This is a genomic window from Halomonas sp. KX33721 (genome assembly GCF_001596805.1).
In the GTDB taxonomy this organism is placed as follows: domain Bacteria; phylum Pseudomonadota; class Gammaproteobacteria; order Pseudomonadales; family Halomonadaceae; genus Vreelandella; species Vreelandella aquamarina.
Map to the genome: position 1 here is coordinate 58,431 of NZ_LVIA01000029.1, position 13,029 is coordinate 71,459.

General features: G+C 56.0%; 10 protein-coding genes and 2 pseudogenes. 1 reads left to right on the forward strand and 11 read right to left on the reverse strand.

Annotated elements, in window-relative coordinates; all coding sequences use genetic code 11:
- Positions 1–128: 128 nt before the first annotated feature.
- The 6 genes and pseudogenes from rfbD to A3220_RS11635 form a co-directional block, all read right to left on the reverse strand.
- A complete protein-coding gene (gene rfbD, locus A3220_RS11615) occupies positions 129–1,022 on the reverse strand; it encodes a dTDP-4-dehydrorhamnose reductase (RefSeq protein WP_062374985.1) in 894 nt (297 codons plus the stop codon).
- 51 nt (positions 1,023–1,073) lie between these two features.
- Positions 1,074–1,190: a GxxExxY protein gene (locus A3220_RS18325; RefSeq protein WP_354702738.1), complete on the reverse strand. Its 117-nt coding sequence runs from the start codon at positions 1,188–1,190 to the stop codon at positions 1,074–1,076.
- The gene (locus A3220_RS11620) at positions 1,174–1,440 is read right to left on the reverse strand and encodes a GxxExxY protein (RefSeq protein ID WP_252860463.1); all 267 of its coding nucleotides are present in this window, start codon (positions 1,438–1,440) and stop codon (positions 1,174–1,176) included. The genes A3220_RS18325 and A3220_RS11620 overlap by 17 nt, the downstream gene beginning before the upstream one ends.
- Before the next feature lie 239 nt (positions 1,441–1,679).
- A complete protein-coding gene (rfbB, locus tag A3220_RS11625) occupies positions 1,680–2,738 on the reverse strand; it encodes a dTDP-glucose 4,6-dehydratase (RefSeq protein WP_054641467.1) in 1,059 nt (352 codons plus the stop codon).
- A gap of 20 nt (positions 2,739–2,758) precedes the next feature.
- Positions 2,759–3,712: an ABC transporter ATP-binding protein gene (locus A3220_RS11630; protein WP_054641468.1), complete on the reverse strand. Its 954-nt coding sequence runs from the start codon at positions 3,710–3,712 to the stop codon at positions 2,759–2,761.
- Positions 3,713–3,888: 176 nt separating this feature from the next.
- A pseudogene (locus tag A3220_RS11635) lies at positions 3,889–5,008 on the reverse strand (ISAs1 family transposase).
- A gap of 591 nt (positions 5,009–5,599) precedes the next feature.
- Between A3220_RS11635 and A3220_RS11640 the strand changes: the two are divergent.
- A complete protein-coding gene (locus tag A3220_RS11640) occupies positions 5,600–5,806 on the forward strand; it encodes a hypothetical protein (RefSeq protein ID WP_062363623.1) in 207 nt (68 codons plus the stop codon).
- Between the two features lie 15 nt (positions 5,807–5,821).
- On the opposite strand, the gene A3220_RS11645 is transcribed toward A3220_RS11640, so the two are convergent.
- The 5 genes and pseudogenes from A3220_RS11645 to A3220_RS11665 form a co-directional block, all read right to left on the reverse strand.
- Complete coding sequence (locus A3220_RS11645) at positions 5,822–7,246, reverse strand: MBL fold metallo-hydrolase (RefSeq protein ID WP_062374986.1); 1,425 nt, start codon at positions 7,244–7,246, stop codon at positions 5,822–5,824.
- Between the two features lie 854 nt (positions 7,247–8,100).
- On the reverse strand, positions 8,101–9,198 hold the full coding sequence (locus tag A3220_RS11650) for a hypothetical protein (protein ID WP_054645379.1): 1,098 nt from the start codon (positions 9,196–9,198) through the stop codon (positions 8,101–8,103).
- Between the two features lie 3 nt (positions 9,199–9,201).
- Positions 9,202–10,012: pseudogene (locus A3220_RS11655) on the reverse strand (ABC transporter permease).
- A 218-nt stretch (positions 10,013–10,230) separates the two neighbouring features.
- Positions 10,231–11,964, reverse strand: coding sequence for a polysaccharide biosynthesis/export family protein (locus A3220_RS11660; protein WP_062374988.1), 1,734 nt, complete (start codon positions 11,962–11,964; stop codon positions 10,231–10,233).
- A complete protein-coding gene (locus A3220_RS11665; RefSeq protein ID WP_062374989.1) occupies positions 11,964–12,422 on the reverse strand; it encodes a DVU3141 family protein in 459 nt (152 codons plus the stop codon). Before A3220_RS11665 ends, A3220_RS11660 begins: the two co-directional genes overlap by 1 nt.
- Between the last annotated feature and the right edge of the window lie 607 nt (positions 12,423–13,029).

A 13,029-nucleotide genomic window follows, 5' to 3' on the forward strand; every position in this document is an offset into this window, starting at 1 on the left:
GCGGAAAGCACGGACAAAACCTGTTTTGCCACGGACACTCACGGAAAACACGGACAAGGTCAAAAGCAACACCCCAATAACAAATAAAGGGTTTTGTCCGTATCGCCGGTGGCGAATAACGTTTTTTTTTAATTACTGAGATGTTCTTTCAGTGTCAGAGCTAATTGGCTTTGCCAGGTGGGCATGGTGATGCTTAGTGCGCTTTCTAATTTGCCTAGCGCCATGCGTGAGTTCAACGGGCGTTGGGCGGGCGTTGGGTATTCTGCCGTGGGGATGCCAGCGGTGCTTTCGGGGGTAATCGCGAGGGTTTCCCCTGCTTCACGGGCTTGGTTGAAAATTTCGCTGGCGAAGCCGTGCCAGCTGGTTTCTCCGCGTGGAGCAAGATGATAAACCCCTGACGGTATATTGATGGTCAGTGGTGAGCCTTGCGTGGTGAATGCCAGCGCAGTGACTTGAGCGATTAGCCGTGCTGGCGTAGGCGCGCCGATTTGATCATTAACGATGCTCAATGCATCCCGTTCACGGCCCAGGCGTAGCATGGTTTTCATAAAGTTGTTGCCACGGGCGGCGTATACCCAGCTGGTGCGAAAAATCAGGTGGCTGGCACCGCTGTTAACCACCACTTCATCCCCTTCTAGCTTGGTTTGGCCGTATACGCTTAACGGGCCAGTGGGGCTGTCTTCTTGCCAGGGGGGTTCGCCGTTGCCTGGGTAAACGTAGTCCGTTGAGTAGTGCACCAGGTGAATGCCCTGCTTCGCTGCATATTCCGCTAATTGCGCGGGTAGCTCGGCATTTAGGCGTTTAGCCTGCTGTGGCTCGCTTTCGGCTTTATCCACTGCTGTATAGGCCGCTGCATTGAGGATTAAGCCAGGCTGGTGTTTGGCAAGGTAAGCCTCTACTGCATCGGCGTTGGTTAAATCGAGCTCTTGGCGTGTCGGGGCCAGGATAGTACCGAACGGGGCAAATTGGCGCTGGAGTTCAAAGCCTACTTGGCCGTTACCGCCGGTGATTAAGATGTTCATGGTGAATCCTTTTCTGCCACGGACGCTCACGGAAAACACGGATATAAAAAATTAAACGACAATGCGTTTGATCAGTGCTTTAGGAAAGGTGAAATTAATGAGCAGGCCTACTGGTAAGTGAGTGGCACGTAGATAGTTAATGAGCTGAGGCTCAGCTGATGGAGGCAAGCTTTTTTTGCGCTTTCAACTCTAGAATAATTTTACCTTCAACCAACAGATCGAGCCGATGCTCTCCAACAAGACACTGCTTGTAGTAAATATTGACAGGCTTTTCGGCCTCAACATGCAGGCCTATGGACTGTAGTTCAATAAACAGTGCTTTCTGATAGATGCTTTCCAAGAAACCAGGCCCAAGCTGCTTGCTAACTTCGAAAACCGCCCCCCTGATTCGATATGTTAGTGCTTCTTCCGTGAGCATGTGCACCTCTTAATATTGGCCACGGACGCTCACTGAAAACACGGATAAGGTCAAAATCTAAATCTTGTTTTTATCCGTGCTTTCCGTGTCTTCCGTGTCTTCCGTGTCTTCCGTGGCTAAGACACTTTGGTTGGCCACGGACGCTCACTGAAAACACGGATAAGGTTTAATAAATGCAAAACCTATCTTTTTTTCATCCGTGTTTTCCGTGTATTCCGTGGCAAAACAGGGCGGTGTCTCTACAGGCTACCGAGGCGTTGGCCTTGGTAGCTGCCGTCTTGCACACGTTTCCACCAGGTTTCGTTGGCGAGGTACCACTGCACGGTTTTGCGTAGGCCGGTTTCGAAGGTTTCTTCTGGCGCCCAGCCGAGTTCGCGTTCAATTTTGCTGGCATCAATGGCGTAGCGTACGTCGTGGCCGGGGCGATCGGTCACGAAGGTGATGAGCTCACGGTACGACCGCTCTTGTGGCACTAGCTCTTGAAGCAGGTCGCACAGTGTTTCAACAACGGTAAGGTTGGCTTTTTCGTTATGCCCACCAATGTTGTAGGTTTCGCCGATTTCACCTTCTGTGGCTACTTTGATTAAGGCGCGGGCGTGGTCTTCTACATAGAGCCAATCGCGGATTTGCTGGCCATTGCCATATACCGGGAGTGGTTTACCGGCCAGGGCGTTGAGGATCATCAACGGGATCAGTTTTTCTGGGAAATGGTATGGCCCATAGTTGTTGGAGCAGTTGGTTACCAGTGTGGGCAGGCCGTAGGTACGCTGCCAGGCGCGCACTAAGTGATCAGAGCTGGCCTTGCTGGCGGAGTAAGGCGAGCTTGGCGCGTAGGGTGTCGTCTCGGTGAATAGGTCGTCGGTGCCTTCCAAATCGCCATACACTTCATCTGTACTGATGTGATGGAATCGAAATGCATCACGACGCTCACCTTCCAGGCTATTCCAGTAACTACGTGCCGCCTCTAGCAGTACTGTGGTGCCAACTACGTTGGTTTGGATAAACTCGGCGGGGCCATCAATGGAGCGGTCTACATGGCTCTCGGCAGCCAAGTGCATAACGACATCGGGTTGGTGCTGTTCAAACAGTTGTTGCATGGCGGGTGCATCGCAAATGTCGGCCTGCACAAAGGCATAACGCTCACTGGTTTCAACATTGACAAGCGATTCTAAATTCCCTGCATAGGTGAGCTTGTCTACATTCACCACACGGTGGGTAGAGTTTTGGATAAGCTCACGCACGACCGCTGAACCAATAAAGCCAGCGCCGCCGGTAATTAGGAAAGTTTTGTTCGCCATGTATTACATCCTTGAGTTTGCTATTCAGTTTGTTCAGCAGCGGTGTTGGAGCCGCCCTGCTCTTGCTTGAGTGCTTCTAGGTGACGTTGGGCGTTAGCTACTTGCTGTTGCCGCTTGGGGATGTCATCACGAATATGTTTACGGTAGATAGGCAGTAAATTTTGTTGGTTAGCGATTTTTAATGCTCTTTGCGCCTCCGCCAACTTGCTTTTTGCTTGCTGTAGGTGTTTGTCTGCTTCGGGAATGTTGCTGGGCAAACTGTCAAACCGCTTGGGCTTATGCGCTGCCTTGGGCTTAGTGACCTCTTTGCCACTATCAACGTCTGCGTGATAGGCCTTGATCGCTGCATTAATATCGTCATGCCAGTAGGCGCGGCCCTCTTTTAGATACAGCCCTGCTTGGCAGAGGTCTTTAAGAATGCCTTCCGAGTGGGAAACCATAATCAGTGAGGCTTTACCAATTCGCTCTTTAAATAAGGCTTGTGCTTTGGCTTTGAAAGCACGGTCGCCTACGGCGGTGGCTTCATCCGAGATATAAACATCAAAATCGAAGGAGAGGGAAAGCCCAAACGAAAGCCGTGCGCGCATCCCTGATGAATAGGTACGTACAGGCTCATCAAAGGCTTTGCCAATTTCGGCGAACTCTTCAACAAACTGGATGACCCGTTTTACTTCTTTTGAACCACTACCTTGTGTACGGGCGACGAACTTGACGTTTTGCCGCCCGGTCATGTTGTTTTGCATGCCGCCAGCCAGCCCCACCGGCCAGGAAACGCGGCTGCGGCGGATGACTTCGCCGCGTTCGGGTTTGTCCATCCCGGCGATCAGTTTGAGCAGCGTGGATTTACCCGCGCCGTTGGCACCAATCAGCCCCACGCTCACCCCCGTGGGGATCGTGAGGTTAATGTCTTTGAGCACCCAATCGCTGCCGTGGTGGTTGTGGTAGCGTTTGTAGAGGTTGTTTATTTCGATCATTTGGTAGTGGTTGCCGATGGTGTTTCGATGCGGTTTGGTGGCGTTTCAACATTCCGTGGCGTAAAGGGCCGCCGCGCGTAATTGCACGCTTTCGAGGTTGGCGATGTTCGTAGCGCGGCGTAAGCGGAGCGCACCCGCGAAGCACCCCGTTAGGCAGGGAAAACGCATGAAAAATTTCATACCGCGAGAATGTCCGCCAGGTAGGTCTCATCCAGCGCGGCTTTCTTCTGTTTCCGCCGGATTCCGCCTTTGAAACGCTTCTCCCCTTTCAGGTAATTCAAGGCGATATGACGAACCCTGGCGAGGTTTTCGGCTGCCTGTCCGCGGTGGATTTTACAGGCATCCTCGCGAAGAGCGACGTCCAGGGACCAGTGGAGCTTGTTCTCGACAAACCAATGCTGGCGAGCCGCTTCGGCGAGCTTCTTGGCGCTCAGATCGGCAGAGCTGATGTAGTAGCGGATCATCGGGGCTTCTGGCACCTCGTCACCTTCCAGGCGGAAACTCATTACCACGCCCACCGTTTTCAGGCCTGCCCATTCATAGCTAAGCTCCTGAAATTCTTCAGTAACCTCGCTGACAATATGGTATCGGGTCTCTTGCCGGCCACGGCTCTTCTCGTCCGTGACGTACGCATCCCCTTCAAAGTTGACCACCTTGGCCATGGGAAATGCGGCCTCGAAGGCGTCAGCCAAGGCCGGCTGGTTGCCCTTCACCGAGAGTAGGTAATCGGCGCCCTTCTGCAGGACCTGCGTGGCAATCTTCTTCTGGCAGCCCATGGCATCGATTGTTACCAGACAACCTTGCAGATTCAGCAGCTTGAGCAGCTCGGGAATCGCCGTGATCTCGTTGGACTTCTCCGCCGTCTTGACCTGACCCAGCACCACGCCATTCGCCGCACTGAAGGCGCTGACCATGTGTATCGCCCCTTTGCCTTTCCCTCGGCAGTACGATCCACGCAGCGTCTTACCATCGATGGCCACTATCGCGCCTTCCGTCACGTCATGGCAGGCCTTCATCCAGTCGGCAAACGCGCTTTGCAACTGCTCGGCATTCACCAGGGCCATGACCCTGGCCAAGGTGTCATGGCTGGGAACGCCAGCCTCAAAAATCGCCGTACTGACGGAGAAAATCGAGCTTCGCGTGGCCAAAGTCCTCGATTTCGTCCCAACCCTCGGCACCACAGATCACCGCACAGACCGTCAGGAACAGGATATCCGACAGCTGATGCTGCACTTTCCAAGCCTGGCGGAAGTCGGGAACGATTGATAAATGGTGCATAAGAGACGGTGTCAGCATCGGGCCATCCATGAGCAAAAACTACGAGATGACCACATTAGCTCCTACTGGTAAAGCGCCACGACGCCCGTCGTAGAGCGGTTTTTCATGCGTTTTCCCTGCCCCGTTAGGGGTGCTGGTGAGGCCAGTGAGGTTTGCTCGGTTACTGTGGCTTGATCGGGGCGGCTAGGGCCGCCCTTCGCGGGTGCCTCTTTCGCTCGTTGCTCTCGCTCTTTCGTTACGCCGCGCTACGGGGTGGTGGCTCGCTTGACTATTACGTTGTGCAACGGGGTTGCACGCTTTCGAGGTTGGCGGTGTTCGTAGCGCGGTGTAAGCGGAGCGCACCCGCGAAGCACCCCGTGAGGGGTGCCGGTGAGGCCAGTGAGATTTGCTTGATCACTGTGGCTTGATCGGGGCGGCTGGCGCCGCCCTTCGCGGGTGCCTCTTTCGCTCGTTGCTCTCGCTCTTTCGTTACGCCGCGCTACGGGGTGGCTCGCTTGACCATTACGTTGTGCAACGGGGTTGCACGCTTTCGAGGTTGGCGGTGTTTCGTAGCGCGGCGTAAGCGGAGCGCACCCGCGAAGCACCCCGTGAGGGGTGCCGATGAGGCCAATGAGCTTTGCTCGATCACTGTGGCTTGATCGGGGCGGCTGGCGCCGCCCTTCGCGCCGGGCCGCCGCTGCGGGTGCCTCTTTCGCTCGTGACCTCGCTCTTTCGTTACGCCGCGCTACGGGGTGTTTGCCGCCTTTCGAGGTGTTGCCGCCATTCGAGGTGTTGCCGCCTTTCGCGGTGTTGCCGCGCTTGATCGTTATGCAGTGAACTGGGGGGGTGGTTCTATTCACCATTCATCACTGTCACACCCTTTCCTTTTCGGGCGTACATCGCTTCCAGCTCTCGTTTGAGTGCGCTGCGGGCGGTTTGTTCGCCGTGCACCAGGTGGATGGTGTGGGGCCAGCGGCGCATGCGTTTGACGAAGTTGAGCAGGTCTTTCTGGTCGGCGTGGGCGGAGTAGCCGCTGATGGAGGTGACGCCTGCTTTGATGTCAAAGCGCTGGCCGTCTATCTCTACCCAACCGCCACGCGGGCCGTATTGCTGTATGGCGCGGCCTGGGGTGCCTGCGCCCTGGTAGCCGACGAACAGTACCTGGTGGCGTTCATCGCCCAGCATGGCTTTGAGGTAGTTCATGATGCGCCCGCCTGCGCACATGCCGCTGGCGGCGATGACCACCGCTGGGCGGCCTGTGCTGGCCAGGTAGCTGACCGTTCGCTCGTGGGCTTCGTGGCTGTCTACGGTGTAGAGGTTGGCGAAGTTGAGCGGGTGACGGCCACTGCGCAGGCGGCGTTGGGCTTCGTCGTCCCAGTAGGGTTTCAGCTCGCGGTATACCTGGGTAAAGCGGGCGGCGAGCGGTGAATCTACGATGATTTCTAGCGCATGCCACAGGCTTTTGGGTAAGCCGCGTTTGGCGTTGCGCTCGGCTTCATAAATGATGCCTTCAAGCTCGTAGAGCAGCTCCTGGGTTCGGCCAATGCTGAAGGCGGGCACCATCACCGTGCCGCCGTTAGTGAGCGCTTGCTCGATGGCCTGTTTCAGCGTGGCGCGGCGCTGGCGGCGGTCGGGGTGCTGGCGGTCGCCGTAGGTGCTTTCGAGTACTAGCTGTTCACAGCCGTAGGGAGATTTAGGTGCGGGGAGTAACGGTGCGTAGGGAGCGCCTAAATCGCCGCTGAATATCACCCGTTCCTTTTCACCATTGGGGTACTGGTGGGCGACTTCTACGTAGCTGGAACCGAGAATGTGCCCTGCCCGCTTGAGTTTTACCCGTGTGGTGATGCTGCCTTGTTCGGTTTTTTCAACCACGGTGTGCCATTTGCCGTAGGGCACGCTGACGATTTGGCTTTCTAGCTGCTGCTGGAAACGCTCGATGAGTTGGGCATTGCGGGTAAAGCCGATTTTTAGGGCGTCTTCAATCACCAGGGGCAGCAGTTTGGCCGAGGGAATGGAGCAGATGATTGGCCCTTTGAATCCGGCTGCCAGTAGATAAGGCAAGCGGCCTACGTGGTCGATGTGTACGTGGGTGATGACCAGCGCTTTGACGGTGCTGATGTCGAATTCAATTTGTAGCTGCTGGAAGGCGTCTTCTGTTGCGTCTTCGCCCTGGAATAGCCCGCAGTCGATTAGCAGTGAGTGTTCGCTATCGAGGGTGAGCTGGTGGCAGCTTCCAGTGACGCCTTTGGCTCCGCCGTGGTGGGTGATGTTGAGCATTGAATTCCTTTTCGTGCTTTCTTTCAGTGCTGTGGCGCGGCCGTCGCGGGCTGAAGCCCCCTCCCACAAGAGCTAATTCCACAAAGGCTCCCACAAGAGCTAGTTGCTTGGATGGGCTACCGGGCTTGCTGTGGGAGGCCAATTTATTGGGCGATTGCTTGAGCGGGCTAGGTGCGGTGGCTCAATCGGGGCGGCTAGCGCCCGCCCTCCGCGGGTGCCTCTTTCGCTCGTTGCTCTCGCTCTTTCGTTACGCCGCGCTACGGGTTTGGTGCCGCCATTCGAGGTGTTGACGCGGTTGCTCGTTATGGCGCGAAACGAGGATGGTGCCACGCCTCATAACGTTGGCGGTGTTCCCGTAGCGCGGTGTAAGCGGAGCGCACCCGCGAAGCACCCCGCTAAGGGTGCCGATTATGCCAACGGGGTTTGATTAATCGCCGTGGCTCAATCGGGGCGGCTGGTGCCGCCTCCGCGGGTGCCTCTTTCGCTCGTTGCTCTCGCTCTTTCGTTACGCCGCGCTACGGGTTTGGTGCCGCCATTCGAGGTGTTGACGCGATTGATCGTTATGACGCGATACGAGATCTCTGCAAGCTTCTTAACGTTGGCGGTGTTTACGTAGCGCGGCGTAAGCGATAGCGCACCCGCGAAGCACCCCGCTAAGGATGCCGATTATGCCAACGGGGTTTGATTAATCACCGTGGCTCAATCGGGGCGGCTGGTGCCGCCTCCGCGGGTGCCTCTTTCGCTCGTTGCTCTCGCTCTTTCGTTACGCCGCGCTACGGGGTGGCGACACCCTTCACCATTCACTACTCACTACTCACTACTCACCACTCACCACTCACCACTCACCAACAATCCTAATCTCGGTGGTCTTTGACGATCATGATGAGCATGCTGAGGATGAACGCGAGGAAGATGGTGATGATGGCGAAGACGCTGCTGTTGTAGAGGCGGTTGGGCTCTGTTGGGTATTCCGGCATGAGCGGGCTTTGTAGCACGCTGACCTGCTTGAGCTGGCGGGCGGCTTCTAAGCGGGTGTTTTCAAGTGCGGCCAGGGCGCTGGAGTAGGTTTCCTGGGCGAACTGGGCTTGCAGCTCTAGGGTTTCGTACTCGGCAGAGACGCGGTTGAGCGAGTTGCCGGTGGCTTGGGCTAGGCGGTCGCGCTGCTCTACGATTTGGTCACGCAGGGCTGCAATGCTGCGCTCTACTTGGCGTAGCTCGGCCGATTGCGAGCTTTGGAAGCTGGCCAGGGCGTTGCGCTGGGCTTGCAAGCGGGCAAGATCGCCTTCAAGCGTTGCCACGACTTGGTTGATGCTTTCTACCGTGGCGGTAGGTGATACCAAGCCGTATTCGTTCTGGAAGGCGAGCAGTTGAGCGCGGGTTTCTTCGAAACGCTCTTCTAAACGCACCATTTGCCGCTCTAGAAAACGTACTTGCTCATCAGCAAGGCGGTGGCCCATTTCGTTCATGTGGTTTTCGCCCGCTTCTAGCAGTAGCGATGCCATATCGTGGGCGAATTCCGGCGTGTAACCTTGAACATAGATATTCAATACGCCTGCATACTCATCCAACTCTACCTCTACCCGGCGCAGGTAGTATTCATGTAGATCTTCAATGGGTACGTTGGGGTCACGCAGCTTAGCGAAGAAGTCGCCGTGTTCGCTGTAGTGTTGGCGAATGCCTAACTGCTCGTCTAGCAGGCGGAGCATATCGACCGACAGTAAATGCTCACGCAGTAGCAGCAGGTCGGCAGTATTGCCCGCACCACTTCCCATAAGTGAAGAAAGGCTAAACTCAGGCGTTGCCACCTGCGGGCTTTCGAGCACCACGGTAGCTCGGGAAACATAACGCTCTTGCGCCCATACAAACCAGTAGAAGCTGACAAGGGCAATTGCCACTAATGCAAACGCCCAATGCGGCGACTTCTTAACAAAACGAGTGAACGATATAAACATTAATTATTTAGCCTTTAACCGGTCAACAAAGCGGAGATGCATAAGTAGCCCCAGCGCATTTAGCGAAAGTGTCACCAGCCAGAAATACGTCATACTGGTGCCATGAATAATTTTGTAATTCTCAAAAAAAACCCAACCGTAATGTTTCCAACCCATGAGGAATGGGGTTCAGCATTAGATACTCCAGCATCCAATGAGGAAGCTGATTCAAAGGAAATATGACGCCAGAGACAATTAACAAAGGAAGGGAGGTTATACGAATAATTTTGCCTACTTCAGGCACTAGCGTCGAAGCTACAGAAACGACTAGCCCCAACCCTATACCTAACCCCCATAACGCTAGCCAAGCTGATATTGCACGAACAGCATTATCGGGGAATAGCTCTAAACCAAGCAGCAAGCCGCCCGCAATAAAAATTAAAAATACAAAGGTACGCAGTGTTCCTTCCAAGAAATTGCGTACTACGACAGGGTCAACAGGATGCACTTGACGGTATGCAAACAGGGCGCTGTTACCTTCAATCGCCCCCATGCCCCGGAGCATGCCTTCGCGAACTAGGAAAAAGCCCATCATTCCGACAATCATCCAGGGAATGAAGGGGGCATTAGCAATCAAATTATCGCCGCTGATAAAACTGCGTATACCGACCATTACGGCAACAAGCGCAAAAGGCTCAAAAATCATCCAGAACCAGCCCATGCGGTCGCTCATGGTGCGAGAAATAGCTTCCCGCATAAACATGGCGTACCACACGCTGCGGGTGACTTGCCAAGGGGTGCGCGCCCCTTTTGGGGCGCTGTGTGTGTTGTTCATGAGGCTGTTTCTTTTGAGGTCAAGAACTTACATGAGGGGTTTATAAAAGTCTGTGGCGTGGACAGGGCTGCTTGCGCCGCCCTCCGCGGGTGCCTCTTTCGCTCGTTGCTCTCGCTCAGTCGTTACGCCGCGCTACGAGATACTACCTTCACCACTCACCACTCACCACTCACCACTCACCACTCACCACTCACCATTCACTATTTACCAACCACCCATCACAAATCCACTGCCACGCGGGTGGCTACAGCCACTTGGTAGAGGATTTGCGTGAGCGTAGCGGCTAGCTGCAGGTTGTGGGTGGGCGCTTCTGGCATGACGAGGATTTCATCACCTGGGCGCAGCGGAGTGTTGCGGGCGTTTTCCACCGCGCCGTTTTGGCGAACCAGCAGGATGTGGTCATCGTCGGCACGCTGGGTAAAGCCGCCAGCGCTTTCGATGTAGTCGATCACGCTCATGCCGGGGCGGTATACCGCCGCTTGCGGCACCAGTACTTCACCGCTGATCAGAATGGAGTCGCTGATTTCCGGAATGGTGATCACATCGCCATCTTGCAGGCGGATATCCGCAATGCGGTCGTTGTAGGCCACTACCAAGCGGCCGCTGGGCTCTAGCTCGCGGGCGCGCTGCACGAAGTTTTGAATCAGTTCGGCTTCTTGGGCACGAATTTGCGCTTCTTCGTTGGTGCTGGATTGGGCGCTGAGGTAGGTGGTTTCCAGGCGGCGCAGGCTCTCTTCCATGGATTGCTGTTGCTGCTGTTTCACGCTTTCACGCTGTAGCGAAATGCTTTCCACGGCGGTCATGTTTTCCGGCACGGGAATGGCATCCAGCAGTTCACTCAAGCGCGCATCGCGGGGTAACGCAAAGCGGGATGGGCCGTAGTAGCTGCCCTCTACTTCTACCACGATAGTTTCGCTGCGCTGATCGGCGCTGAACGCCACTTCATCGCCACTGCGAATGGTTTGAGTATAGAACTCGTTCAGCGGGAAGTACTGGGCCATGGGGCCATCGGAGCGGTCGCCGCGCAGCAGTACATGAGATACGCCGCTTCTGAGGCGGGCAAGCTCTACCAGTTCGGCACCGCTTAGCTGGTTACCCACTAGCTCGTAGCGGTGTTCACGGTGGACATCGCCCACTACGGCAATGGCCGGGCCGCGCTCTTCCACTACGATGGTGTCGCCATCCTGAAACTGCGGGCGCGCGATGCTGCCATTGATCAGGAAGTCGTAGAGATCCACCGTGGCGACGGTTTGGTCGTTGCGAATCACGCGGATTTGGCGATAGCTGCCCAGGTCTTGATCAATACCGCCTGCTTGGTCCAGGAAGTACAGCACGGAGTCGTTGGGAGTTCCTGCAAAGCGGCCGGGATTTTCTACGTAGCCGGTAACGAACACTGCCACGGGCTGCACGCCCTGTACGTTGGTGTATACCTGTACGTTTTCGGGGTACACCGAGGTAATCGCACCGCGCACGCGGCTATCGACCTGCTGGCTGTTTTGGCCTTCTACATTGAGCGGGCCAGAGCCGGGAATAAAGATGTTGCCTTGGGCATCCACCGGCAGCACGCGGTCAAACTCGAACGCGCCCCAGGCACGCACGGTAATTTGGTCGCCGGGTTTTACTTGGTAGTCGGCGTTTAGACCATCGCCCATCGCCCCGCGAAAGCCGCCGGTAAAGAGGTTGGCCCCAAAGGGGGGAAGCGCATCGGGGTTTTGCTGAGGCTGGTTCGCCACCGGGCCATAGGTGCCGCTACGCCAATCGGCACGGGGAGTGTCGTTCACTGGAGGCTCTACCCGCTGTTGGCTGGCCTGGTCTTCCGGCAGAATGGTATTGGGTAGGCTTATGCTCTGCGCCCAGCTAACGCTGCTGGCGGCACTGCCCAGCAAAGCCAGTGATAACACCGCTACCGGGCGCGTGAGGGAAAGCCGTTTCATTACGCGTTGCAAGCTCATTAATAGCGCCCTTGTGTGGTTCCTGGGGAGTGCGTCATTGGCGAGGTGAGCGACATCGCCCCTTGCTGGCTTTCTGGCAGCAGCATGCGCTGATTTACCCAACCGTTGGGGGTCGCGCAGGTCAGCGCGGTACGGGCAGCACCGCTACCCTGCTCGATGACCCGCAGTTTGCGGCACTCGCGACCACTGGCGGCCAAATAGGGCGCATCGGCCACGATCTCGACGTTATCGCCCCAGGGGCTTTGTACTAGGTTGAGCACGGCACCGGCAGGCGCTTGTGCGAGAAAGCCGTTGAGGTTTTCATCTTGCAGCGGCTTGGCGGTGTCGTTACCAAGCACGTACTGGACCTGCTGCTGGTTGCCGCTCGGGTAGGTAGCGCAGCCGCTAACGACGGCAACGCTCAAGGCGGCCAACAGCATGCGAGCTGGCCGCGCTATGAAAATGAGGGAGTTTGACATGGTGATTTCCAATAAAAAGGCACGCTACCGCCCAGGGATTGTAACGGGCGCATTCCCTTGCCCTATGCTGTGCGGATGAAATGTAATTAACCTGCGCCATTAAAAAGCACCCTGCATTGTAAGGGATTAACCGCTGGGGCTCTACGTTGACAAGGCTTTTACAGAAAATTAACTCTGTTTAGCATGCCGTGCATTAGGCGGCGTACAATAAAAAAATCGGCTCGCGTCCAAAATCCATGAACGTGACGGGGAGCAGCACCCCAACCTCACGTCAGCGAGATGAATTTTCTAGTTTTTAAGATCGAGTAGGAGGGGGAGTCGCCTCCCCCGTCCTCTCACACCACCGGGCAAACGGATCCGTACCACGGCGGTTCCTGTCCCCCATTATCGGGCTGAGCTTCGTTCCGCTGAATTCGCTCGCCTGTGTGCTCTGAGCGCTTCGACAGTCTTTGGGCTTCCGGCCCGCCATACAGTTATCGAGAGCCCTCCGGGGAGGCTTCTGCTCGTACACATCAGAGAGTGGTCAACTATCCACTCGTGACAGGTTCAGCCCTTCAGCTCTTGGTTAGAGAGCCTAATATGGCCTCTGCTGACTCCTGTTCGCCAT